This window comes from Nocardia albiluteola, assembly GCF_018860155.1.
Taxonomy (GTDB): Bacteria; Actinomycetota; Actinomycetes; order Mycobacteriales; family Mycobacteriaceae; genus Nocardia; species Nocardia albiluteola.
Window position 1 is genome coordinate 698,138 of the sequence record NZ_JAHKNI010000001.1, and the last position, 23,300, is coordinate 721,437.

The 23,300-nt window shown below is 68.3% G+C and carries 17 protein-coding genes; 14 read left to right on the forward strand and 3 right to left on the reverse strand.

Features of this window, described 5'->3' with window-relative positions:
• Positions 1 to 116: 116 nt before the first annotated feature.
• Complete coding sequence (acs, locus tag KO481_RS03325) at positions 117 to 2,069, reverse strand: acetate--CoA ligase (RefSeq protein ID WP_215915404.1); 1,953 nt, start codon at positions 2,067 to 2,069, stop codon at positions 117 to 119.
• Between the two features lie 356 nt (positions 2,070 to 2,425).
• Here acs and KO481_RS03330 point away from each other — a divergent pair, with 356 nt between their 5' ends.
• From KO481_RS03330 to KO481_RS03350, 5 genes are all read left to right on the forward strand, one after another.
• A complete protein-coding gene (locus KO481_RS03330; RefSeq protein WP_215915911.1) occupies positions 2,426 to 4,087 on the forward strand; it encodes a peptide ABC transporter substrate-binding protein in 1,662 nt (553 codons plus the stop codon).
• Positions 4,088 to 4,150: 63 nt separating this feature from the next.
• Positions 4,151 to 5,077: an ABC transporter permease gene (locus KO481_RS03335; protein ID WP_215915405.1), complete on the forward strand. Its 927-nt coding sequence runs from the start codon at positions 4,151 to 4,153 to the stop codon at positions 5,075 to 5,077.
• Positions 5,070 to 6,020 carry an ABC transporter permease gene (locus KO481_RS03340; RefSeq protein WP_215915406.1) on the forward strand — a complete coding sequence of 317 codons (951 nt, stop codon included), beginning with the start codon at positions 5,070 to 5,072 and terminating at the stop codon, positions 6,018 to 6,020. The genes KO481_RS03335 and KO481_RS03340 overlap by 8 nt, the downstream gene beginning before the upstream one ends.
• Positions 6,021 to 6,026: 6 nt before the next feature.
• Entirely contained in the window at positions 6,027 to 7,718 is a 1,692-nt protein-coding gene (locus tag KO481_RS03345; protein ID WP_215915407.1) for a dipeptide ABC transporter ATP-binding protein, read from the forward strand.
• Between the two features lie 267 nt (positions 7,719 to 7,985).
• The gene (locus tag KO481_RS03350; RefSeq protein WP_215915408.1) at positions 7,986 to 8,726 is read left to right on the forward strand and encodes a Fic family protein; all 741 of its coding nucleotides are present in this window, start codon (positions 7,986 to 7,988) and stop codon (positions 8,724 to 8,726) included.
• A gap of 456 nt (positions 8,727 to 9,182) precedes the next feature.
• Here the strand turns inward: KO481_RS03350 and KO481_RS03355 are convergent, their stop codons facing one another.
• Positions 9,183 to 9,962 (reverse strand): HAD family hydrolase, encoded by a 780-nt coding sequence (locus KO481_RS03355; RefSeq protein WP_308166351.1) that lies wholly within the window; start codon positions 9,960 to 9,962, stop codon positions 9,183 to 9,185.
• A gap of 488 nt (positions 9,963 to 10,450) precedes the next feature.
• On the opposite strand from KO481_RS03355, the gene ssd reads away from it, so the two are divergent.
• From ssd to KO481_RS03390, 7 genes are all read left to right on the forward strand, one after another.
• Positions 10,451 to 11,539: a septum site-determining protein Ssd gene (gene ssd / locus KO481_RS03360; RefSeq protein ID WP_245400248.1), complete on the forward strand. Its 1,089-nt coding sequence runs from the start codon at positions 10,451 to 10,453 to the stop codon at positions 11,537 to 11,539.
• A gap of 340 nt (positions 11,540 to 11,879) precedes the next feature.
• Complete coding sequence (locus tag KO481_RS03365; RefSeq protein ID WP_215915409.1) at positions 11,880 to 13,067, forward strand: TadA family conjugal transfer-associated ATPase; 1,188 nt, start codon at positions 11,880 to 11,882, stop codon at positions 13,065 to 13,067.
• A gap of 649 nt (positions 13,068 to 13,716) precedes the next feature.
• Complete coding sequence (locus KO481_RS03370; RefSeq protein WP_245400249.1) at positions 13,717 to 14,523, forward strand: type II secretion system F family protein; 807 nt, start codon at positions 13,717 to 13,719, stop codon at positions 14,521 to 14,523.
• A 570-nt stretch (positions 14,524 to 15,093) separates the two neighbouring features.
• Positions 15,094 to 15,684: a type II secretion system F family protein gene (locus KO481_RS03375; protein ID WP_308166281.1), complete on the forward strand. Its 591-nt coding sequence runs from the start codon at positions 15,094 to 15,096 to the stop codon at positions 15,682 to 15,684.
• Between the two features lie 108 nt (positions 15,685 to 15,792).
• Complete coding sequence (locus KO481_RS03380; RefSeq protein WP_215915916.1) at positions 15,793 to 15,948, forward strand: DUF4244 domain-containing protein; 156 nt, start codon at positions 15,793 to 15,795, stop codon at positions 15,946 to 15,948.
• A gap of 23 nt (positions 15,949 to 15,971) precedes the next feature.
• Entirely contained in the window at positions 15,972 to 16,343 is a 372-nt protein-coding gene (locus KO481_RS03385) for a TadE family type IV pilus minor pilin (RefSeq protein ID WP_215915918.1), read from the forward strand.
• Positions 16,340 to 16,708: an Rv3654c family TadE-like protein gene (locus KO481_RS03390; RefSeq protein WP_308166282.1), complete on the forward strand. Its 369-nt coding sequence runs from the start codon at positions 16,340 to 16,342 to the stop codon at positions 16,706 to 16,708. The genes KO481_RS03385 and KO481_RS03390 overlap by 4 nt, the downstream gene beginning before the upstream one ends.
• A 306-nt stretch (positions 16,709 to 17,014) precedes the next feature.
• Here KO481_RS03390 and sftH read toward each other — a convergent pair whose 3' ends face one another.
• Positions 17,015 to 19,402 carry a DEAD/DEAH box helicase gene (gene sftH / locus KO481_RS03395; RefSeq protein ID WP_215915410.1) on the reverse strand — a complete coding sequence of 796 codons (2,388 nt, stop codon included), beginning with the start codon at positions 19,400 to 19,402 and terminating at the stop codon, positions 17,015 to 17,017.
• A gap of 435 nt (positions 19,403 to 19,837) precedes the next feature.
• On the opposite strand from sftH, the gene KO481_RS03400 reads away from it, so the two are divergent.
• Positions 19,838 to 20,044 carry a cold-shock protein gene (locus tag KO481_RS03400; RefSeq protein ID WP_011206895.1) on the forward strand — a complete coding sequence of 69 codons (207 nt, stop codon included), beginning with the start codon at positions 19,838 to 19,840 and terminating at the stop codon, positions 20,042 to 20,044.
• 302 nt (positions 20,045 to 20,346) lie between these two features.
• Entirely contained in the window at positions 20,347 to 23,247 is a 2,901-nt protein-coding gene (topA, locus tag KO481_RS03405; protein ID WP_215915919.1) for a type I DNA topoisomerase, read from the forward strand.
• Positions 23,248 to 23,300: the final 53 nt, after the last annotated feature.

A 23,300-nucleotide genomic window follows, 5' to 3' on the forward strand; every position in this document is an offset into this window, starting at 1 on the left:
CGCCGAGTACCGACGTGGGCAACGCGCCGCGCGAGCTGTATTCGCGCGGCTCGGAGAGTGGGATCGAGCCCGGGCGCGGGTGTGCGCCCGGGCTTTCGTCGGCTACCGGTGGTCGCCTACCAGTTCGTCTTCTGGGTGCGGATGGCCTCGAAGACGTTGGGATCCACCAGGGTCGAGGTGTCGCCGAGTTCGCGGCCCTCGGCGATGTCGCGCAGCAGGCGCCGCATGATCTTGCCCGACCGCGTCTTGGGAAGCTCTGGCACGATGTGGATCTCGCGGGGGCGGGCGATCGGGCTGATCTCGCGTGAGACCTCGGCCTTGAGCTCGGCGACCAGATCCTGGCCGGTGTTCTTCGCCTCGGCGGTCAGGATGACGAACGCGACGATGCCCTGTCCGGTGGTGTCGTCACTGGCGCCGACCACCGCGGCCTCGGCGACGCCGGAGTGCCCGACGAGTGCGGATTCGACCTCGGCGGTGGAGATCCGGTGTCCGGAGACGTTCATGACGTCGTCCACCCGGCCCAGCACCCACAGGTCGCCGTCCTTGTCGAGCTTGGCGCCGTCACCGGCGAAGTACCAGCCCTTGTCGCCGTAGCGATCCCAGTAGGTCGCCTGGTAGCGCTCCGGATCACCCCAGATGCCGCGCAGCATCGAGGGCCACGGCTGATCCAGGACCAGGTACCCGTTGGCCTCGGTCTCGCCGAGCCGCACCGGATTTCCCTCCTCGTCGACGACCTTCGCCGAGATGCCGGGCAGCGGCGTCATGGCGGCGCCGGGCTTGGCGGCGGTCGCGCCGGGCAGCGGTGAGATCATGATCGAGCCGGTCTCGGTCTGCCACCAGGTGTCCACGATCGGCGCCGAATTCGACCCGATGACCTCGCGGTACCAGCGCCAGGCCTCGGGGTTGATGGGCTCGCCCACGCTGCCCAGCACCCGGATCGAGGACAGGTCGTGCGCGTCCGGGATCTCCCGGCCCCATTTCATGAAGGTCCGCACCAGCGTGGGGGCGGTGTAATAGATTGTGACGCCGTACTTTTCGATGATCTGCCAGTGCCGGTGCTCGTCGGGGAAGTTCGGGGTGCCCTCGTAGACGACCTGGGTGGCGCGGTTGGCCAGCGGGCCGTAGACGATGTAGCTGTGCCCGGTCACCCAGCCGATGTCGGCGGTGCACCAGTACACGTCCTGGCCGGCCTTGTGGTCGAAGACGTTGTGATGGGTGTAGGAGTTCTGGGTGAGGTAGCCGCCGGAGGTGTGCAGGATGCCCTTGGGCTTGCCGGTGGTGCCGGAGGTGTACAGGATGAACAGCGGGTGCTCGGCGTCGAACGCCTGCGCCTCGTGCTCGGCCGACGCCTCGGTCACGGTCTCGTGCCACCACACGTCGCGCCCGTCGGTCCACGGCACCTCGATCTCGGTGCGGCGCACCACCAGAACGTGTTCGACACTGTGCGAGCCGCCGATCAGCGCCTCGTCGACGGCCTCCTTCAGTGGGGCCGCCTTGCCCCGGCGCCACTGCCCGTCGGTGGTGATCACCATCCGGGCCTGCGCGTCGTCCACGCGCTGGCGCAGGGCGCTGGGAGAGAAGCCCGCGAAGACCACCGAATGGGTCAGGCCCAGGCGGGCACAGGCCAGCATCGAGACGATCGCTTCGGGCACCATCGGCATGTAGATCGCGACCCGGTCGCCGGCCACCAGGCCGAGCGAGGTCAGGTAGTTCGCCGCCCGGGACACCTCGGCCAGCAGCTGGGCGTAGGTGATGTCGCGGGAATCGCCGGGCTCGCCCTCCCAGTGGACGGCGACCTGCTCACCATGGCCGTCCAGGACGTGCCGATCCACGCAGTTGTAGGCGACATTGAGCTTGCCATCCGCGAACCAGCGAGCGATGGGGGCGTCGTCCCAGTCCAGGACGCGACTGAAGGGCTCGTGCCAATGCAACCGGTTCGCCTGCTCGGCCCAGAACGCGTCGCGATCGGCGACGGCCCGGTCGTACATGGACGCGTCGGCGTTGGCCGCGGCGGCGAATTGCGCGGTCGGAGGGTACGCGTTCATGTGATCAGCGGTGTTCTCGGTCATCTCGCCTCTTCTTTCGCATGCGCTTCGGCCGGGGGGTGAGCGCGGCCACGTTCCGACCATAACGGAGTCCGACCTGTGCCGTGGCCAGGTCTCGGTGGCCGGAGGAGCGCCTTGCGTTACGGTCCCCTCCGCTCCGATGTTTCTTGACTGGCCGGTCACCACGGCTCCGATCGCCTGCCTGGCACGATGTCCAGTCGATTGAGCAGAGTGTTACCCGAATTCGCGGTTATGCGTCACCAATGTTGCCATTTTGCTAACAAGGCGGATCAACCCGACTCGATCCGCTGACAACAACCGGTCGGATGGCTACTGTCCGATTCACCTATGGCGAACGTCAGGCTCGTGCGGGAGACCCCATGCACGCCGCCGGTCGGCTCGCTCGTCCTGGAGTTCGGGAGTATGCGTTGAGAGTCAAGACGATTACCGCGCTGGCCGCGGCAGTATTGTTGAGCAGCAGCCTGGCGTTGACCGCCTGCTCGTCCGGGGGCGGAGGTGCGGGCGACGGGATCGTGACGGTCAACGCAGGCGAGCCGCAGAACCCGCTCATCCCCACCGATACCAACGAGAACATGGGCGGGCGCGTCGTCGACCGGTTGTGGGCCGGGCTGATGTACTACGACGCGAACGGTAACGCGCACAACGAGGTCGCCCAGTCCATCGATTCGACCGATCGCCAGAACTACACCGTCACCCTGAAGCCGGGCTGGAAGTTCACCAACGGTGAGCCGGTCACCGCGCAGTCCTTCGTGGACGCCTGGAACTACGGCGCGCTGAGCACCAACGCCCAGCTCAACAACGGCGCGTTCACCGAGATCACCGGGTACGACGACGTGGCGGCGACTCCGCCCAAGGCACAGACGATGTCCGGGCTGAAGGTCATCGACGACACGCACTTCACCGTCGCGCTGACCCATGCGTCGATCGACTTCGAGCTCTCGCTCGGCTGGTCGCCGTTCTATCCGCTGCCGAAGGTCGCCTACAAGGATATGAAGGCCTACGGCGAGAACCCGATCGGCAACGGCCCCTACAAGTTCGATCACAATGGTGCCTGGCAGCACAACGTGCAGATCGACGTGGTGCCCAATCCGGATTACCACGGCGGCCGCGCGCCGAAGAACAAGGGCCTGCGCTTCGTGATGTACCAGTCGTACACCACGGCGTACAACGATCTGCTGTCCGGCAACCTCGATGCCCTGGACACCATTCCCGACAACGCCCTGACCACCTACAAGAAGGATCTGGGCGACCGGGCCATCTCGAAGCCGACCGCGCAGGACCAGCACATCGGAATCCAGCCCAACGTCCCGCATTTCGGCGGGCCGGAGGGTCTGCTGCGCCGTCAGGCCATCTCAATGGCCATCGACCGTCAGCAGATCTGTGACACGATCTGGAAGGGCACCAAGAAGCCCGCGCTCGACTTCGCCTCGGCCAGCCTCCCGGGCTTCGACCCGAATCTGCCGGGCGTGGACACCCTGAAGTACAACCCGGACAAGGCGAAGCAGCTGTGGGCGCAGGCGAATGCGATGTCGCCGTGGTCGGGCCGGTTCGAGATCGGGTACAACTCCGACGGTGGTCACCAGGCCTGGATCGATGCGGTCGCGAACAGCATCAAGAACACCCTGGGTATCGATGCCGTCGGCACGCCGTACCCGACCTTCAAGCAGCTCCTGGACAAGATCAACAGTCAGACCATCGGCTCGGCGTTCCGGTACGGCTGGCAGGCCGACTATCCGTCGGTGTTCGAATTCCTGAGCCAGCAGTACGTATCCGGAATCGGCGGTAACAAGGCCTTCTACTCCAACCCGGAATTCGACAAGGCGCTCGACGCGGCCCAGGCCGCGCCGACGCCCGATGCGGCCTTCAAGCTGTCGGCACAGGCGCAGGCGATCCTGATCAAGGACATGGCTGACATCCCGGTGCTCGACTACATTGCGAACGCTGGTCGTTCGGCCAATGTGCAGAGCGCTCCGCTCACCTATGCGGGCCTGTTCGATTTCGAGAATATCGTCAAGAACTGACCTGAGCAGATCGCCGGGGCGCGCGGGCCGCCGCGCGCCCCGGCATTCGACCGCGGAGGCGATATGGCCTGGTACGTCCTGCGGCGCGTGCTCCAGATGATTCCGGTCTTTCTGGGTGCGACGCTGCTCATCTATGCAATGGTGTTCCTTATTCCCGGCGATCCGATCAAGGCGCTGGCCGGGGACAAGGTGCTCACCCCGGGGGTGGAGGCGGCGCTGCGCGCCCGATACCACCTCGATCAACCGTTCTACATTCAGTATCTGGACTATCTGAAGGGCATCTTCACCCTCGACTTCGGGACGTCGTTCTCCGGACGGCCGGTGCGTGAGGAGCTGGCCCGTGCGTTCCCGATCACATTGCGGCTCAGCATCATTGCGATACTGGTCGAGGCCGTGTTCGGGGTGAGTTTCGGGCTCGTCGCGGGGTTGCGCAAGGGGAAGTTGTTCGATTCGACGCTGCTGGTGGTGAGCCTGGTCATCATCGCGGTGCCGATCTTCGTCGTCGGCTTCGTCGCGCAGTTCCTGCTCGGCGTGAAATGGGGCATCGCGCCGGTCACCGTGACCGGAAAGGCGCCCTGGGGGCAGTTGATAGTGCCGGGATTCGTGCTCGGGTTGCTGTCGTTCGCGTATGTGCTGCGGCTGACCCGGAATTCGGTGGCGGAGAACATGACCGCCGATTTCGTGCGCACCGCGACCGCGAAGGGGCTCAGTCGCCGCCGGGTGGTCGTTGTTCATATTCTGCGCAATTCGATGATCCCCGTCGTGACCTTCCTGGGCACCGACCTCGGCGCGCTGATGGGCGGTGCGGTCGTCACCGAGGGCATCTTCAATATTCCCGGGGTGGGCGGCACGCTCTATCAGGCCGTCGTCCGCGGGGAATCGCCCACTGTCGTCTCGTTCGTGACGGTACTGGTGGTCGTCTTCCTGATCTCCAATCTCGTCGTCGATCTGCTGTATGCCGCCCTCGACCCACGGATCCGATATGCCTGAACAGGAATTCGGCGCCGCTCGGCGCACACAGGAATATTTCGTCGCGCCTCCGGACGAGGTGGAGGTGCTGGCCACCGACCGGGTGACCGACGTGGAGACGCCGACCAGCATCTGGCGCGACGCGTGGAAGCGGTTGCGGCGCAACCCGATCTTCCTGATCGCAATGCTGATGATCGTGCTGGTGCTGATCGTCGTCGCGTGGCCGCAGCTGTTCACCAGTCAGGATCCGCGGTACTGCGATACCGCGCTGAGTATGGCCTCGCACAAGGCGGGTCATCCGTTCGGATTCGATCAGCAGGGCTGCGACGTGTACACCCGCACCCTCTATGGCGCCCGGGCCTCGGTGGCCTGCGGCGTCGGGGCGGCATTGATGTTCGTGCTGGTGGGCGGGGTGCTCGGGGCGCTGGCGGGCTTCTACGGCGGACTGCTGGACACGGTGATCTCGCGCGTGGCCGAGATCTTCTACGCGCTCCCGCTGGTGCTGGCGGCAATCGTGCTGATGCAGCTGCTCAATTCGCGCACGATCTGGACGGTGATCCTGATCCTGGTCACCTTCACCTGGCCGCAGGCCGCGCGTATCGCACGCAGTGCGGTGATTCAGGCCAAGAACAGCGAATATGTCACAGCGGCAAAGGCATTGGGCGTGTCTCCGGCCCGTACCCTGGTGCGGCACGTGCTGCCGAACGCGGCCGGTCCGCTGATCGTGGTCGCCACGATCTGGCTGGGCGTGTTCATCGTGACCGAGGCGACGCTGTCCTACCTCGGGGTCGGGCTGCCGCACACGATCGTGTCCTGGGGCGCGGATATCGCGGCGGATCAGAACCAGATCCGGACCTCGGGAATCCTGTTCTATCCGGCAACGGCGCTGGCGCTGACCGTGCTTAGCTTCATTCTGCTCGGCGACGCGGTGCGCGACGCCCTCGACCCGAAGGCACGGAGGTGAGCGCTCGTGGATGAGCCGTTGCTCGAAATACGTGACCTCAACGTCGGTTTCACCGTCGACGGCAAGCAGGTCCCGGCCGTCCGGGACGTCAATCTGTCGGTCTATCCGGGCCAGACGGTGGCCATCGTCGGCGAATCGGGATCCGGCAAATCGACTACCGCACATGCGATCGTCGATCTGCTGCCCGGTACGGGCAAGGTCACCGGTGGTGAGATCCTGTTCGACGGAAAGGATCTCGCGTCCGCCTCGCGCAAGGAGATTCTGGCCGTTCGTGGTAACGGCATCGGATTCGTGCCACAGGATCCGATGACGAACCTGAATCCCGTGTGGAAGGTCGGCTTCCAGGTCCGGGAAACCTTGAAGGCCAACGGAATCGCCCACGGCCAGGAGGCGAAGCGGCAGGCGGTCACGCTGCTCGAACAGGCCGGGATGAAGGACGCCGCGCGGCGGGTCAACCAGTACCCGCACGAGTTCTCCGGCGGCATGTGCCAGCGTGCGCTCATCGCGATCGGGCTGGCGTGCAAGCCCAAGCTGCTGATCGCCGACGAGCCCACCTCGGCGCTGGATGTGACGGTGCAGCGCCGCATCCTGGATCACCTCGGCGAGCTGACCGCCGAGCTCGGCACGGCCGTGCTGCTGATCACGCACGATCTGGGGCTGGCCGCCGAGCGGGCCGAGCATCTGGTCGTGATGTACCGGGGCCGGGTGGTGGAATCCGGTCCGGCACTGCAGATTCTGCGCGATCCGCAGCACTTGTACACCAAACGCCTGGTGAACTCCGCGCCCTCGCTGGCCTCGCAGCGGCTCGCGGCGGTGAACTTGCGCGCGGAGGTGCGCGAGCAAGCCGTGCAGATCGCCGAGCGGGCGCTCGCATCGGATTCCGAACTCGCGGAGGCCGGTGACGACGTGGTGATCGCCGACCATCTCACCAAGATGTACAAGGTGCGTGGTTCCTCGCCGTGGAAGTCGTCGGAATTCCTTGCGGTGGACGATGTTTCGTTCAAGCTGCGGCGCGGCACGACCACGGCCATCGTCGGCGAGTCCGGGTCCGGCAAGTCCACCGTCGCGAAGATGGTGCTGGGGCTGCTCGAGCCCACCTCGGGCGCGGTGACGTTCGACGGCCGCGAGGTCGCGAAGCTGGACAGCAAGGGCACGTTCGCCTTTCGCCGCCGGGTACAGCCGATCTTCCAGAACCCGTACGGTTCGCTGGATCCGATGTACACGATCTTCCGCACGATCGAGGAGCCGCTGCGTACCCACCGCATCGGCGACTCGCGCCAGCGCGAGGCGACCGTCCGGGACCTGCTGGACAAGGTCGCGCTGCCCACATCGGTCACGCGGCGTTACCCGAACGAGCTCTCCGGCGGCCAGCGTCAGCGCGTCGCCATTGCTCGGGCGCTGGCGCTCTCGCCCGAGGTCGTCGTCTGCGACGAGGCCGTCTCGGCCCTGGACGTGCTGGTGCAGGCGCAGATCCTCAAACTGCTGAACGATCTGCAGGCCGAACTCGGGTTGTCGTACCTGTTCATCACCCACGACCTGGCGGTGGTGCGGCAGATCGCCGACGACGTCGTGGTGATGGAGCAGGGCAGGATCGTGGAGGCCGCCACCGCCACCGAGGTCTTCGACAATCCGCGGCAGGAGTACACCCGCAAGCTGCTCGAGGCGATTCCGGGCCGGGACCTGCTCGATACGGCGTAGGACCGGGCGCCGCACCGCGTGTGACCGACGCCCGCGGTGCGGCGCTCTCGTCGGTTGGAAGGTGCGATTCGGTCGGTGTCGGCCGGTTGCGTGCGCTGGTCGTTGTCCGCATCTGGTTCGGGTCGGGGTCGGCTGGCGGGTGGGTTGCGCTGGTCGGTGTCGGGCCTGTGGTTCGGGTCGGGGCCGGCCGGTGAGGAACTGGGCCGCGCACGACCTCGGGGTCCGGCGTGCGAGGCGTGCTGTGCCGCTCGAGTACCGTGGACGCCTGTGAACGATGTCCTGCAGCCCCTGGTCGACCTGCCCGGTGTGCGCGACGCGGCCGATCGGGCCCGCGACGCGCTCGCCGAGGTGCACCGGCACAAGGCGAACCGGCGGGGGTGGCCGACCACGGCGGCGGAGGCCGCGGTGCGTGCGGCGCGGTCGTCCGCGGCGATCGACGGGGGTCGCACGGAGCTGCCCGAGCCGGGCACCGTCGGCGATCCGATCCTGACCGGCGCGCTGCGCGTCGGCCAGGCCCTCGACGGCGAGGCATTGCAGAACCTGGTCGGCGTCTGGCAGCGGGCGCCGCTGCAGGCGCTGGCCCGCCTGCACCTGCTGGCCGCCGCCGATCTGGTCGCCGATTCCGAGCAGCTGGGCCGCCCGCGTGCCGGGGACGACGTCGCCGCGCGGCTGGACCTGCTCGCGCAGACCGTGCTGACCTCGAACGCGCCCGCCCCGGTCATCGCCGCGGTGGTGCACGGCGAGCTGCTGGCGCTGCGGCCCTTCGGTGCCGGTGACGGCGTCGTCGCGCGCGGGGCGTCAAGGCTGGTAGCGGTGTCGAGTGGGCTGGACCCGCACAGTCTGGGGGTGCCGGAGGTGTTCTGGTTGCGCCGCCGTCAGGCCTACCTGGACGCGGCGGCGGCCTTCGGGGCCGGCACGGCCGAGGGCGTCGGCGGGTGGGTGCTGTTCTGCTGCGGGGCGTTCGAGGACGGGGCCCGCGAGGCGCGCTCGATCGCGGATGCCGCCTAGGGGTGTACACATCAAAGCGGGCGGCGTTGTCGTTGAACGACCTCACCGCCCGCTAGCACGGACTACCGGGTTACCAGGCGTGCTTTATCGGTTGTGTTCTGCGGCCTCGGCGATCCTTCGCGCTCCGGCGGTTCATCCCCGCAACCTGTGCGAAGTCTCGCCGACGGATGCCCGAATCTCGCAGGCCCACAACGCTCTTGCCCTTGTCGCGGCGCGCTCCGCGTGGGTGCCTGGTGCCCGTGCTGGGAAGGGTGGGATGGGAGAGCCGGAGCTTCTCTTCGCTTCGATCTAGGCCTTCCGTCCTTCCGTGAATCCATTGTTGCCTGTGAGTGGCCTCACAGCAAGACCTGCGGAAACTTTCTCGTAACCGGCGTGTCGCCCGGCGTTTCATGGTTGCATTGATAGGTTTCACACCCTGTCCGCGTCTCACCGCGGCACTCGCGCCCGCTCCGCCGCTCAGGGTCGTCGGCGCAGCAGACGGTAGCTGATCGCACCGGCGACCACGGCACTCAAACCGACCAGCACCGTCGCGGCGACGGTCGTCGACGAGGGGGCCGGAATGCGCGCCCAGAGGGATACCGGGTTCGAGAAGGTCAGAATCGGCCAGCCGCGAGTTGTGACCTCCCGCCGCAGATTTCGGTCCGGATTGACCGCCGTCGGGTGACCGACCGCGGACAGCATCGGCAGATCGGTGATCGAATCGGAGTACGCGTAACAGCGCGACAGATCGTAACCCTCTGCGGCACTGAGTCGTTGGATGGCCTCGACCTTGCCCTTGCCGTAGCAGTAGAACTCGACTTCGCCTGTGTACTTGCCGTTTTCGACGACCATCCGGGTGGCCGCGGTGTGAGTGGCGCCGAGTGCTGCCGCGATGGGTGCGACGATCTCCTCGCCGGAGGCCGACACGATGACCACGTCGTGGCCGCGGATCTTGTGGTCGGCGATCAGGTCGGCCGCCTCGGCGTAGATCAGCGGATCCACCAGCTCATGCAGGGTCTCGGCCACCACGGCCTGGACCTGCGCGACGTCCCAGCCCGCGCACATCTTCGTCAGATGCTCGCGCATCCGCTCCATCTGGTCGTGATCGGCGCCCGAAAGCAGGAACAAGAAGTGGGCGTAGCTGCTCTCCAGCACCGTCCGGCGATCGATCAGGCCCTGATCGAAGAACGGCTTGCTGAACACGAAGGCGCTGGACTTGGCGATCACCGTCTTGTCCAGATCGAAGAAAGCGGCCACCCGTGCGGGTCGTGCGCCCGCTCGCCGTCCGCCGGTATTCGTCGCAGTCGCCGAGTTTTCCGCAGCCGTCTGGTCGCCCTCCACCGTCACGCGGTCCAGGATAGGGAAAAATCCGCCGCGTCGGATGGTCGGGTGCGGCGGGTTTGCTGCCCTGCCGCCGGGGTGGCCGGAAAAAACTTCCCCGGCCGGTGGACTTGCGTTTCCGCCCGGGCCTGGGTGTAGTATTGCTGGCACCTGGACATAGTCCAGGCGTGTTCAGCCCGACCCCCCGGGGCTGAACCCCGACGGCCCCAGCCTCCTCCCCCCCCGGCTGGGGCCGTCCTCTATTTCCGGACACTTCGTCCCGATGCCACTGCGCGTTCCTGTCGGACTCCCTTGTGTCCGTTGGGCGTAACTCGCAGTTCTGATGTTGTCCACACCCCCGGAGTTATCCACAACCCGGCGGTAACCGCTGGTGTCGTCCCGGTGCACGGGCCACGCTGACCTGCATGAACTCAGATCCGATGGGCCCGCCTCCGGTACTGGTGCTCGTCACCGATCCCCGGTTGCGTGAGGAGGTTCGCCGTATCGCCGCTGCGGCCGACTGTCGTCTCGCCGAGCACTCGATGCCCGTCGGCCGATACGCGTGGTCCGACGCCGCCCTGGTGATTCTCGACACCGTCTCCGCTCGCGAGTGCGTGGTCGCGGGGTACCCGCGCCGGCCCGGCACGATCCTGGTCAGCGAGGGCGAGCCCGGGGTGGAGCAGTGGGAGGCGGCCGTCGCCGGCGGCGCCGAATCGGTGCTCGGTTTGCCGGCCGCTGCCGATCGGCTGATCGAGGCATTCGCCGAGCCGGTCCGGCACGCCGCGGGCGGCGGAACCGTTGTCGCGGTCGTCGGGGCGGGCGGCGGCGCCGGGGCGTCGATCCTCGCCTGTGCCGTCGCGCTGACCGCCGCCGCGGCCCGATTCCGTTCCGGCACACTCCTCGTCGACGGCGATCCACTCGGCGGTGGCCTGGACCTGTTGCTCGGGGTCGAGTCCGTGGCGGGGCTGCGCTGGCCGGATCTGGTCATCGAGGACGGTCGGGTGAGCGCGTCCACCCTGCGCGACGCGCTACCGTCCGCGGCGCCGGGCCTGTGCGTACTGGCCTCCGGACGGCCCACCGCCGACGCGGCGCCCGAGGAGATCGGCCCGGGCGCGGTGCGAGCGGTGCTCGAGGCCGGGCGGGCCGGTGCCAACCTGGTGGTCTGCGATGTCTCGCGCGAGCGCGGGCCGCATGCGGATCAGATGCTCGATGATGCCGATCTCGTCGTGCTCGTCGCCTCGGCGCGGTTGCATTCGATCGCCGCGGCCCGCGCGGCCGCGGCTCGAATCCGCAGCCGAAACCCGAACCAGGGCTTGATCGTTCGCGGTCCGGCGCCCGGCGGCGTGCGTGGCGCGGAGGTCGCCGAGGCGCTGGGCCTGCCGCTGCTGGCCGCGGTGCGAGCCCAGCCCGGGCTCGCCGGGCAACTCGAGCGCACCGGCCTAGCGGTCGCGCGCGGTCCGTTGCGCACGGCCGCCGAGGCCGTGCTCGCCGTTCTGCCCGGTGGCAGGGCGTGAGCGTGGGGTCGGCGATGAATGCGGCGGTAGGCCATGTGCGAGGGGACGGCGATGAATTCAGGGGAAGTCGATGGCGCTGGGTCGGCGATGCGTATGGAGGGTGGGCGTGTGCGCGGGCCAAGCGGTGCGTGCGGCGGGCCGGCGGTGAGCTCGAAGGACGGGCGAGGTGCGAAGGGCGGGCGGTGCGTCGGAGGCCAAGCGGTGCGTACGGAGGGTCGGCGGTGTGCGCGGGGGCGAGTGGTGCGGGCGGACGGTCGGCGATGAGCGCGAGGGTAGGGCGATGAGCGCGGAGGACGGGCGATGAGCGCGGAGGACGGGCGATGAGCGAGAGGTGCTGGCAATGAGCGCGGTGGTGACGGGTGAGCTGCTGGATCGGGTGCGGGAGCGGCTGGCGGCGGAGTCCGGGGATCCGGATCCGGCGCGGGTGGCGGCCGCTATTCGGGCCGAGGCGGGCGGGGTGCTCGGCGACACCGACCTGCTGCGGGTGCTGCGGCAACTGCAGACCGAGTTGACCGGTGCCGGTGTGCTGGAGCCGTTGCTGCACGACCCGCAGGTATCCGATGTGCTTGTGACAGCGCCGGATTCGGTCTGGGTCGACCGAGGCCACGGACTGCGGCGCACGTCGGTGGTCTTCCACGATGAGGCCGCGGTCCGCCGGCTGGCCCAGCGACTGGCGCTGGCCGCGGGCCGCCGGCTCGACGACGCACAGCCCTGGGTGGACGGCCGGCTGCCGGAAAGTACCGGGGTACTGGGGGATTCGTTCGGCGTGCGGTTGCATGCCGTACTGGCGCCCATCGCCCCCGCCGGTACCTGCCTGGCCCTGCGCGTGCTGCGCCCCGCAAGTCAGGGCCTGGACGCGCTGGCCGCCTCCGGCTCGGTCCCTGCCGAAGCAAAGACGCTGCTGGAAGCCATCATTCGCGCACACCTGGCCTTTCTGGTGGTGGGCGGCACGGGTGCGGGGAAGACCACGCTTCTGTCGGGTCTGCTCGCCACGGTCGATGCGAGCGAGCGCATCGTTTGTGTCGAGGACGCGGCCGAACTCGCCCCGCCGCACCCACATGTCGTGCGCCTGGTGGCCCGTCCGCCGAACGTCGAGGGCGCGGGGGAGGTGACGGTCCGCGACCTCGTCCGCCAGGCGCTGCGAATGCGCCCCGACCGCATCGTCATCGGCGAGGTACGCGGCGCCGAGGTGGTGGACCTGCTCACCGCACTCAACACCGGCCACGAGGGCGGTGCCGGAACCGTGCACGCGAACTCCCCGCGCGAGGTCCCGGCCCGGCTGGAGGCTCTCGCCGCACTGGGCGGCCTCAACCGCGCCGCCCTGCACAGCCAACTCGCTGCGGCCATACAGGTGATCGTGCACGTCCACCGTCGCCCCGACGGCGCCCGTGCTCTTTCCGAGATCGGCCTGGTGGTCCGCGACCGAGACGGCCAGGTCCACATCGAGGCCGCCTGGCGCGCCGATACCGCACCCTGCCCGGCCGCCGGGGCGCTGCATCGGCTGCTCGAAGAACGGAACGTCCGATGAAACAGCTCATGGAACAACCGAAATCGCGGCACGAGTCCGGGGCCGATACCGCCCACTGTCTGGCTGCCGGGGCACTGCATCGGCTGTTCGAAGAACGGAACGTCCGATGAAACAGCCGATGGCACAGCTGAAGTCGCGGCATGAGTCACAGGCCGATACGCCCTGCGGGGGTATCGACGCTCCGTGGCGCGATGCGCAGGTGAGCCGCAGCTCGAGAGTTGTGGATTCGGGAGCGGGTCGACGCGCAGGGGAGTGGCGGACATTGCCGGGAAGTGGCCGCTGCCGGGACGCTGCATCGACTGCTCGTGGAGCGGAATGTCCGATGAAGCAGCGGATGGCGCAACTGAAACCGCGGCATGAGTCTCGTGCCGACGCTGCAGCCTGCCGGACCGCCGGGGCACTGCATCGACTGCTCGAGGAACGGAATATTCGATGAAACAGTCGATGGAACAACCGAAATCGTGGAATGAGTCTCGTGTTGACACCGCGGCCTGTCCGGCTGCCGAGGTGCTGCGCCGACTGTTCGGCGATCGGAATATTCGATGAAACAGCCGATGGAACAACCGAAATCGTGGAATGAGTCCGGTGTGGGCGCGCGGGTCGACCGCCGCCGGGTCGTTCGCTCCCGGGCGGTGTTCGGGAGCTCGGTATGAGAAGTGTGGATATGAGTGTGGTCGTGGGGTGTTTGGCGGCCGCGTTGTTGGCCTGGCCGCAGGCTGGAGTCCGGCGGCGTTGTCTTGCGGTGCTCGGCGACCTGGATCGGCCGCGAAAAATACTGTGGCGTTCCATATTTCGGGTTGGCCTCGGGATCGGTGTCGCCGGATCGGCCGTGCTGGGGCCGGGGGTGCTGGTCGCGGTCTTGCTCATGGTGGTGACGGTCGGGGTGCGCGTGCGGCGTGCGCGTGCGGTTCGGCTCCGCGCAGTCGAATGCGGTGCGCTGCTCGAGGGGCTGGAGACGGTGATCGGGGAGCTGCGGGTTGGTGCGCATCCGAGCGCGGCCGCGGCGGTGGCCTCCGAGGAGATCGAGGGCATCGCGGCGCGCGCATTTGCGATGAGTTCCGCTCGCAGCAGGCTCGGTGGCTCCGCCGCAGCCGGACTGCGCGCCCCCGGGACGATCATCTCCGCCGAACTGTCCCGGATCGCCGACGCCTGGCAGGTGGCGGACCGGCACGGGCTAGCTCTCGCCGAATTGCTTACCGCAGCCCGTGCGGATCTACTCGGCCGCATACGTTTTCGTGAGCGCACCGCCGCGGCACTCGCCGGCGCCCGCGCCAGCGCCGTGGTGCTCTCGACCCTGCCGCTGCTCGGACTCGCCCTCGGCCAGCTGATGGGTGCGGCCCCGCTACACGTCCTACTGAGCCGCGGCGCGGGTACAGTGCTGCTCCCGGTAGGCACGGCCCTGATCTCCCTCGGCTTGCTGTGGACAGATGCGATCACCGCACCGGTGTCGTCATGAGAGGGCTGCCACGGGCCGCCACTGGCTGCGGTGTGTCCTCCACTCGTTGGACACAGCGTCGCGTGGGCATGCTCGTGCTCCCCGCGGGCACAAACCCTGATCCCCTCGGCCTGCTGTGGACGGATGGGATCACGGCACCGGAGTCGTCATGAACGGGTCATCACGAGATCCCGGCGAGGACGCGTTCTCCAGGCGTCGGGCGGAACTTCGCCCGCCTACCTCGGGAGCGTTCGGCAAGGTGGGTGTGGCTGTGCCGCCGCAGGATTCGTGGAGCACCGGGCTCATTGCGTCCTGGGGGAGAAGTGCAGAGCCTTGCGGGCCGACGTTGCGCGCGGTCGGTGAGGTTTGTGTGGCCGGACAGCCAGGTCAGCAGTCGGATCTCGATCTTGTCGTGTTCCCGGGATGTTGTGCCGAGCTGTGTGCACTCACCCCAGTAGTGATTGGAGAGGTGGGTGTGGCTGTGTCGTCCAGCGGGCGTGGGATCGCACTCCGCAAGTCGGTGCCGAGGGTGGTCGGCGAGGTAGGTGTGGTCGTGTCGTCACGTCTACTCGGGTGGGCTGGAGGGATCCGGTGAGCGAGGGTGCGTTGGTACTGCTGGCGATTGCGCTGTTGCTCGTGCCGGGCGATATCTCCGCGAGGGCGCGGCGGATGGCGGTATTCGGTGGGCGGCAGCGGGTTTCGAGGGAGCGGGTGCGGGCGGTGGGGGCTGATCCGTATGCGATTGCGTCCGCGCTGGATCTGCTGGCCGCGTGCTTGCGGGCGGGGCTGCCGGTTGCTGGGGCCGCGCGTGCGGCGGCGCCAGTGGCTCCGGCGGCGCTCGGTGCGGCGCTGTGCCGGGCCGCGGATCTGCTGGCGCTGGGCGCCGATCCACCGGTTGCGTGGCGGCGGGCTGCCCGGGCGTCCGGATCCGCCGATGTGGAGGCGCTGGCCCGGCTGGCGGGACGGTCGGCGCGTTCGGGGGCCGCGCTGGCCGGGGCGGTGGCGGAGCTTGCGGGGCAATGCCGCGATGGCGCGGCCGATGCCGCCGCGGCTCGGGCGGAGCGGGCCGCGGTGTTGATCGGTGGGCCGCTCGGGCTGTGCTTTCTGCCCGCCTTCGTGTGCCTGGGAATCGTGCCCGTCGTCATCGGTCTGGCCACGCGGGTGCTGGGCGGTGGGTTGTGAGAGATGTCCGGTGCGGATCGGCCGCGCCGGGGCGAGAGGAAGGGGAGAACTGTGCGGTTGGCAGTTCGATCGGCGGTGCTGGAAGTACGGGCCCGCCTGCTGGGGGCGATGCTCGCCGACGACGGGATGAGCACCGCGGAGTACGCGATCGGCACGATCGCGGCGGCGGCGTTCGGGGCGGTTTTGTACACGGTAGTGACAGGCGACTCGGTTGTGAATGCGTTGACCAGGATCATCGACAAGGCGCTGAAGACCTCGGTATGAGTCGCCAGCGCGCCGGTCGCCGGATGCGCGCCGCCACACGGGTTTACGCTCCGCGGCGTGGCTCCGGCGAGCGGGGCGCGGTGACCGTGGAGGCGGCGATTGCGCTGGCGGCCCTGATCGTGGTGGTGGTGCTGTGTCTGGGTGCGCTGCTGGCGGCGGTGGCGCAGGTGCGGTGTGTCGACGCCGCCCGCGAGGCGGCCCGGCTCGCCGCCCGCGGCGCGAACGGCGATGCGCAGCCCGCGGCGCTGCGGGTCGCCCCGCCCGGCGCGACCGTCTCGATTCGCGCCGACGGGGACCGTGTGATCGCCGTGGTGTCCGCGCGGGTGCCACTGTTGCCGTTGCTGCGATTGCATGCTGAGGCGGTCGCGGCTCGGGAGCCCGGGGAGTCCGAATGATGGGGTGGCGAGACGAGCGCGGTGCGGCGACCGTGGCGGCGTGTCTGGCGCTGACCGCGCTACTCGCCGTGACGGTGCTGATCGGCCAGGTCGGCGCGGTGATCGTCGCGCGGCACCGGGCGCAGGCGGCCGCGGATCTCGGTGCGCTGGCGGCTGCGGGCGCCCTGTCGACCGGGTCCGGTGACGCCTGCGCGCAGGCCCGGGACATCGGACGGCGGATGGGTGCCCGGGTGCCGGCCTGCACGGTCGCGGACTGGGATGTGACGGTGGTTGCCGAGATCACCGCGTCGTTCGGACCGTTCGGTAGACGGGCTGTCGGCGCGACCGCACGAGCGGGTCCCGGGGATACCCGGACGGACGATTGAAGACTGATCGGTTGGTATTGAAAGAATGCGTGACGGTAGACACGGCGCATCCCGCCACGGATGGGAGATTCGCCAAATGCGATACGGAATATTCCGATCAGTCAAATTCCAATTGATTGTTGAAGTGTCATTGACGTGATTCCTGAGCGGCAGCTAAGAGCTAAGGGGCAACGTGACAGTTAACAAGAGCGCTTTCCGCTTTATTAATGCAGCGGGTGCGCAGAACGTGATGCCCATCGCACGGCCCGCCACACCCGAGCTGCCGGGCCACTGTCGCGGCCCGATCTCCTCGCGATGACTACGGCGTCACGGTCCGGACTCGCCGTCGTCATCGTCGGGCAGCTCGGCCACCACCGCCCCGAGCAGGGCCGCGGCGCCGGCCTTGTCCAGTGGATGGTTGCCGTTGCCGCACTTGGGTGACTGCACACACGACGGGCACCCGCCCGGGCACCCACACGATTCGATGACTGTCCGGGTGGCTGTCAACCAGGTGCGCAGCCGCGCGAACCCGCGTTCGGCGAAGCCGGCGCCCCCGGCATGGCCGTCGTAGACGAAGACCGTGGGCAGCCCGGTATCGGGATGGTCGGCCGTGGACACGCCGCCGATGTCCCAGCGATCGCAGCTCGCGACCAGCGGCAGCATCCCGATCGCGGCATGCTCGGCGGCATGCAGGGCACCCGGCGCGCGCCGGGCGTCGATACCGGCGCTGGCCAGCAGCGCGGGTGTCACCGTATAGAGCACCGCACGGGTGGGAAGCGTCTGCTCGGGCAGCTCGAGGTCGACCATGTCCAAGACCTCGCCGGTGGGGAGGGTCCGCAGATAGCCCACGACCTGGCGGGTCACCCGTACGCGGGCGAGGGCGACGGTCACCGCGCCGTGCGGTCGCTCGGTGCTCATCTCGTCGATCGAGATCGAGGTGAGCGCCCGCGCGCTGGTGGTCCAGCCCGGCTGATCGGCGTGCACGAAGGCAACGCCGCCCTCGAGGTCCAGCTCGTCGACCACGTAGGTCTCGCCCTGGTGCAGATGCACCGCGCCCGGATGCAGGGTCGCAGGGGCACGGCCCGCGTCGGTGGTGCCGAGCAGCCGGCCCGTCTCCTCGTCGACGATGGCGATCGTCGTGCCGATCCCGCCCCGTACGTCGACCGCGTCGTGCGGCTGGGCCGCGGCCGTCACATGCCAGCGCGCGGGACCCTTCGCGGGCACCCGCCGCCGGATCAGGCCCTGGTCGGCGAGTTCGGCGAGCACTTCGGCGGCCCCGAACTCGTGCACCTCGGCATCGGTCAGCGGACTTTCCGTGGCCGCGCACAACAGGTGCGGTCCCAGGACATAGGGATTGCCCGGGTCGGTGATTGTCGCCTCCACCGGGCGGCCCAGCAGTGCCCGGGGGTGATGCACCAGATAGGTATCCAGCGGATCGTCCCGCGCCACCAGCATCACCAGGGACCCCTGTGTGCGGCGCCCGGCCCGGCCCGCCTGCTGCCAGAAGGAGGCGACCGTCCCGGGAAACCCCGCGATGACGACGGCGTCGAGCCCGGCGATATCGACGCCGAGCTCGAGTGCGTTGGTGGTCGCGGCGCCGAGTAGCGAGCCGTCGGACAGCGCCGATTCCAGCTCGCGCCGGTCCTCTGCGAGGTATCCGGCCCGGTAGGCGGCCACCCGGGCGCCGAGCCCGGGGTCCACCTCCGCGAGCATCCGGCGGGTCTCCATCGCGACGACCTCGGCCGCACGCCGGGACCTGACGAAGGTGAGCGTCCGGGCGCCCTCGACCACCAGGTCCGTCATGATCCGGGCCGCCTCGGCGGTGGCGGCGCGCCGCACCGGTGCGCCGTTCTCGCCGGTGACGGCGGTCAGCAGCGCCGGCTCCCACAGCGCCACGGTCCGCGCGCCGTGCGGCGACCCGTCCTCGGTGATCGCCTCGCAGGGCGCGCCGATCAGCCGCGACGCCGCGACGGCCGGGTCGGCGGTGGTGGCCGAGCACAGGATGAACACCGGATCGGCGCCGTACTGCGCGGCCAGCCGGCGCAACCGCCGCAGCACCAGCGCCACGTGCGAGCCGAATATCCCGCGGTAGGCGTGGCATTCGTCGACGACGACATAGCGCAGCCGCCGCAACAGCCGGGCCCACCGTCGGTGCGAGCGCAGGATGCCCACGTGCAGCATGTCGGGATTGGTAAAGACCCACCGTCCATTGGCCCGCACCCACTGGCGGATCTCGGCGGGGGTATCGCCGTCGTAGGCCGCGGGATGGATACCGCCCAGCGGTCCCTCGTGGGTGAGCGCGCCGGTCGCCCGCAGCTGATCCGCACCCAGGGCCTTGGTGGGGGATATATAGAGGGCGGTCGCGCGCGGATCCTGTTGCAGCGCGGTCAGCACGGGTAGTTGATAGCCGAGCGATTTACCGGAGGCCGTTCCGGTGCACACCACGACGTGTTTGCCCGCTGCGGCGAGTTCGGCGGTCCGGGTCTGATGCACCCAGGGCGCCTCGATTCCCTGCGAGCGAAACGCGGCGATCAATTCCGGCGATGTCCAGGATGGCCAGGTCGTGACCTGGGCCGCCCGCGCGGGCAGCTCGGTGACGTGCGATAAACGAGCCGAACTATCGGGAAGCCCGATTTGGACACGATTCAGCAACGATCGACCGTAGCTCGTTTCGGCGCCGGGCGATCCGGGGGCCGTAAGGTCCGCCGGATTCATCGCGTCGAGACCGCGACACGCGGCAGAAGTGTGAAAGGTGTGTGTTGCACGGGGCCGACCTGCCATTTCACTACCGAGTGGCGATCTGCGTCACAGCCCGTTTGCCGGACATCCGCTCGGTTATCGAGCGGCAAACCTACCTCGAGTACGGATTTGGCCATTGTGCCCCGTACCTGCACATTCGCAAGATCATCTTTTTTGCAAATTGTCGGTAACCCGACTGTTGAATTGCTCGAAGACATGGTTCACTGGTTCCTGGTCGCAAGCTTCTGTGTTCGAGGGAACGGATCAAAGGTCCAAACCATCAGCAGGATCGATGTTGCGAACGGTGTGCTTGGTGCTTCCTGCAGGGGGAACAGAGTACAACGGTCGGAACGGACCCGGTGGACGAACCTACCTTGTCCGCCGTTCCGGTATGGAAAGAGAAGGAACAGAATGGCACAGGGAACTGTGAAGTGGTTCAACGCGGAGAAGGGGTTCGGCTTCATCGCGCCCGAGGACGGCTCCGCTGACGTCTTCGTCCACTACTCCGAGATCCAGGGTTCGGGCTTCCGCACCCTCGAGGAGAACCAGAAGGTCGAATTCGAGGTTGGTCAGGGCACCAAAGGCCCCCAGGCCACCGGTGTTCGCGCGCTCAGCTGAGCACGCAACCCCCAGCCAAAACCGATAGCTCGTCCCTCACCGCCCACGCGGTGAGGGACGAGCTGTTTCTCCTGGCAAGTACACTCGACCACGATATGGGGCCATCGAAACGCCGGTAGGCGCTCGCCGCACGCGTGGGGGTGAGCCCTACCCAGGGTATAAACGTTTCTGGCAGGGGGCTCAGCCGAGCTGAGTCGTGCGGGTCGACAGGAAAGGTGTGTTCGCCGGTGGCAACACGAGACCGCGGTGCAACGCCGAAGAGCGAGGCGGGGGCCGATACGGGCCGCCCGTTGCGTCGTCTCGTGATCGTCGAGTCACCGACCAAGGCCCGCAAGATCGCCCCATACCTGGGTCACGGGTATGTGGTCGAGGCATCGGTGGGCCATATCCGCGACCTTCCCGCCAAGGCGGCCGAGGTGCCCGCCGAGTACACCGGTGCTGCCCGGCGCCTCGGTGTCGACGTCGACCACGACTTCAAGCCCATCTACATCGTCAACCCGGACAAGCGGACCAAGGTGTCCGAGCTCAAGAGTCTGCTGAAGGATGCCGACGAGCTCTACCTGGCCACCGACCCCGACCGCGAGGGCGAGGCCATCGCCTGGCATCTGCTCGAGACGCTCAAGCCCAAGGTGCCGGTCCGGCGCATGGTCTTCCACGAGATCACCGAATCGGCCATCCGGGCGGCCGCCGCGGACACCCGCGAGCTGGATAACGACCTGGTCGACGCCCAGGAGACCAGGCGCATTCTGGACCGGCTCGTGGGCTACGAGGTCAGCCCGGTGCTGTGGAAAAAGGTCATGCGGAACCTTTCGGCGGGCCGGGTGCAGTCCGTGGCCGTCCGCATGATCGTCCAGCGGGAGCGGGAGCGTATGGCGTTCCGCTCCGCCGAGTACTGGGACATCGCGGCCAAGTTCGACGCGGAAACCGGCGCCGCAGCAGGTGCCGACGCGGCCAACCCGCGCACCTTCGGTGCCCGCCTGGTCAACCTCGACGGTGCCCGGGTGGCGAGTGGACGCGACTTCGGCTCCGATGGACAGCTCAAGACGGCGAACGGTGTGGTGGTGCTGGACGAGGGCCACGCCCGCCGTCTGGCCGGGGCGCTGGAGGGGGCGGACTTCCAGGTCAGCTCCGTCGAGTCCAAGCCTTACACGCGCAAGCCCTACGCGCCGTTCATGACCTCGACGCTGCAGCAGGAGGCGGCGCGAAAGCTGCGGTTCACCTCCGAGCGCACCATGAGTGTGGCGCAGCGGCTGTACGAGAACGGCTACATCACCTACATGCGAACCGACTCGACCACGCTGTCGGAGTCGGCGATCGCGGCAGCCCGCGCACAGGCCACCCAGCTCTACGGCGCCGAGTACGTCTCGCCCACGCCGCGCCAATACAACCGCAAGGTCAAGAACGCGCAGGAGGCGCACGAGGCGATCCGTCCCGCGGGTGACACCTTCGCCACCCCCGGCCAGCTGCATGCCCGGCTCGAGCAGGACGAGTTCCGGCTCTACGAGCTGATCTGGCAGCGCACCGTCGCCTCGCAGATGGCCGACGCGCGCGGCACCACGATGACTGTGCGGATCACCGGCCGCGCCGGCACCGGTGAGCAGTGTGTCTTCTCCACCTCCGGCCGCACCATCACCTTCCCGGGCTTCCTCAAGGCATATGTGGAGAGCGTCGACGAGGAATCCGGCGGCCAGTCCGATGACGCCGAGTCGCGGCTGCCCACGCTCACCGAGGGCCAGGGCGTTGCCGCGACCGAGCTGACGCCCGACGGACACTCCACCAATCCGCCGGCGCGATACACCGAAGCCTCGCTCGTCAAGGCCATGGAAGAGCTGGGCATCGGGCGCCCGTCCACCTACGCCTCGATCATCAACACGATCACCAAGGAACGCGGACGAGAACGAGAACGCGGCTATGTGTACAAGCGCGGCAGCGCGCTGGTGCCGGACTGGGTGTCCTTCGCGGTGATCGGCCTGCTGGAGGCGTACTTCGGCCGGCTGGTCGATCTCGACTTCACCGCGGCCATGGAGGACGATCTCGATGCCATCGCCGGCGGGCGTGAGCAGCGCGGAAACTGGTTGTCCAGCTTCTATTTCGGCGGCGATCACGGCGCCGAGGAGTCGGTTGCGCGCAGCGGCGGCCTGAAGAAGATGGTCGACGGCCAGATGGACGACATCGATGCCCGGTCGGTGAACTCGATCAGGCTGTTCGCCGACGACGAGGGCCGCGACGTCGTGGTGCGGGTCGGGAAGTTCGGGCCGTACCTGGAACGGATGGTGATCAATCCGGACGATCCCGATGGCGAGCTGATTTCGCAGCGGGCCAACCTGCCGGACGATCTGGCTCCGGACGAACTGACCGTCGAGGTGGTTGAAAAGCAGTTCGCCACACCGCAGGAGGGCCGGACGCTCGGTGTCGATCCCGAGACCGGGCACCGAATCGTGGCGAGGGAGGGCCGATTCGGGCCCTACGTCACCGAGGTGCTGCCGAAATCCCCGGACGACGACGAGCCCAAGAAGGGCGCGAAGAAGGCCGAAGCGCCGAAGGCACGCACCGGATCGCTGTTCAAGTCCATGGATCTGGCCACGGTCTCCCTCGAGGAGGCGCTGCAGCTGTTGTCGCTGCCGCGCGTGGTCGGCAACGATCCCGAATCCGGCGAGGAGATCACCGCGCAGAACGGCCGGTACGGCCCATATCTGAAGAAGGGCAACGATTCCCGGTCGCTGGCGACCGAGGATCAGTTGTTCACGGTGACCCTGGACGAGGCGCTGAAGCTGTACGCCGAGCCCAAGCGCCGGGGCCGTCAGGCCGCGAGTGCGGCGCCACTGCGGGAACTCGGCAACGACTCGGCCACGGGTAAGCCGATGGTGATCAAAGACGGCCGGTTCGGGCCCTACGTCACCGACGGCGAGACCAACGCCAGCCTGCGCAAGGGCGATGAGGTCGAGTCGATCACCGACGAGCGGGCCTCGGAGCTGCTGGCCGATCGTCGCGCCAAGGCGCCGGTGAAGAAGGCGGCCAAGAAGACCGCGAAGAAGGCCGCGGCGAAGAAGACCACCGCGGCCAAGACAACCGCCACCAAGACCGCGGCCAAGGCGACCGCAAAGAAGACCGTGGCCAAGAAGACGGTGGCCAAGAAGACGGTCGCCAAGAAGACGGTGGCGAAGAAGGCCCCGGCGAAGAAGGCGACCACGACCAAGTCGTAGCCGAGCCGTGGCGCTGTCCTCTCGGCGTGACGGCTCCCCGACCGGAGCTCCTC